We start from the raw sequence: 1,757 nt of genomic DNA, 5'->3' as shown, positions 1-1,757 counted from the left end.
AGCAGCAACCCCTGCGCAAAAGGAAGCCATCGCGCTTGCGGCAGCATTTTTTCCAGCATCACGTAGATCGACAGAGCGGCAACCCAAAGCACGTTCATGACGCCAAACACGAAGAGCAACGCCATGAGTGCCCCGCAACAGCCGACGCAATAGGCCCCATGCCGGAACCCCATGATCCAGGCACCGAGGGTGCCGTCGCGCCATTCGGTCAGAAGAAAACCGAGGGGGGAAGCGCACTTGCTAAGGCACGCATGCTTTAAAGGAGTCAGCTGGAAGACTCCAGCAATGACCAGGAGAGCGCCCCCAAGCAGCGGGGTTGCGCTCACCATCATAGGTGTAACGAGGCGGGCCTCGAGCAGGCCCCACTGCGCGAGCGTCGCCAACAGGCTGAAGCCGGACCACACGGCCAGGTAGCCGAGAACAAATACGCTCGTATGCACATACGGCAGTCGTTGCGTACGCCGCTGGCGGCTCAAGAACGCGAAACTCAAAACCATCGGTACGATCGACGGGAGCATCATGGCGGCCATCATGATGGCCCACATCGCCAGCACCAGAAGCAGATCGAAGGCGCCCCAATCCGTCATGCGCGGCATGATGGCCATGGCCGCTCCCGCGTCCATGTGCTCCATGCCCCAGCTCATGTACAGCAGATAAATCCACGCGAGCGTCGCGGCAGCCGTGAGTCCCGACAGTACGATCACGCGGTCCCGCACCGGCAGCCGTCGCCTCACGAACCCACTCCGAAAACCTCGCTCAGCCATGGTAGGCGAACGGAGAATAGAAGCCGTTTCGGTCTGAGATTTCTCTGGAAAAGCCGTGGTCGGTGAAGCGAAAGCGCGTCGATTTCCCGATCACCGCCGCGAATCCTGGGACAGGAGTAAACGGGTGATTGCTGATGGTGACGTCGCCTCCATCCTGACCAGGCAACGCTTCGATTTCCATGTCCGCGACATCGGGTATGCGAAGGCTGCGACGCTTCCCGTCGAGGTGGTAGTCGATCGCGGCTGGTTTGACGCCCATCACTTCGCCAATCATCGGGCCCAGCGCGGCAAGCGGTCCCCCGGCTTGGCCGGAGAAGATCTTACCCAAGGCCTCTTGCTGCGTCGGTGTCCCGCGTTCGTCGAGATAAAGCGCCACCCTCCACTTGTTTTGCAGCATGTGACCCGGCGAATACGCAAAGAGAGCGATGTTGAGTCCGTCCAGTGTCACGTCGGCGAACTCGCCTTGATCGACGTGCCAACCGATCAGCACCGCGCAGTCTCCATCCGACGGCGGACCGAGACAAACGCAACTGCACGGGGCGTAGCAGTTGCAGCTTTCGAAATACGTACCGGCAACCTTCCAGTTCTCAGCCATGGCATTGACCTCCGTCGTTCGGACCCGGGCAGGTGCGCGCGCTTATGGCATTCGCGCACGGCGCGTTTGCGTCCGTCAGTGGCGATCCGGACGCCGAACTTGGCGAGCGAATCAATCCAAGTCTAGGTCGAAATGGCCGGGGCCGTGGGCCGCACATCTCGAACGCCGGGTCCTACGCGAACCCGGGGGCTGGAGGTTCGCAAACATGGCTGCCTCTGTCCCCAATTGCATGCTCGACTTGCTCATCGGCTGCCCCACATCCTTCCCATGCCGATCGGCATAGCACGCGAGCGGCACGGCCTGACGATTCGCACGTCGCGTTCAGCGAATAGTGAATTCGACTATCGGGTTTCGGCGTCTCGCCGATCACGATCAGTTGTGTTTCCTGGCTGGTGTTG

Annotated in this window: 2 protein-coding genes; both read right to left on the bottom strand. The window is 61.1% G+C overall.

Annotated elements, in window-relative coordinates; all coding sequences use genetic code 11:
* On the bottom strand, positions 1-734 hold a 734-nt coding region (locus F759_RS0135520; RefSeq protein WP_027803921.1), incomplete at its 3' end, for a DUF2182 domain-containing protein.
* 22 nt (positions 735-756) lie between these two features.
* Positions 757-1,359, bottom strand: a complete 603-nt coding sequence (locus F759_RS0135515) for a DUF1326 domain-containing protein (RefSeq protein WP_027803920.1) — start codon at positions 1,357-1,359, stop codon at positions 757-759.
* Positions 1,360-1,757: the final 398 nt, after the last annotated feature.

It is taken from the genome of Paraburkholderia dilworthii, from assembly GCF_000472525.1.
In the GTDB taxonomy this organism is placed as follows: Bacteria; Pseudomonadota; Gammaproteobacteria; order Burkholderiales; family Burkholderiaceae; genus Paraburkholderia; species Paraburkholderia dilworthii.
This window is presented reverse-complemented; position numbering and strand designations above follow the sequence as displayed.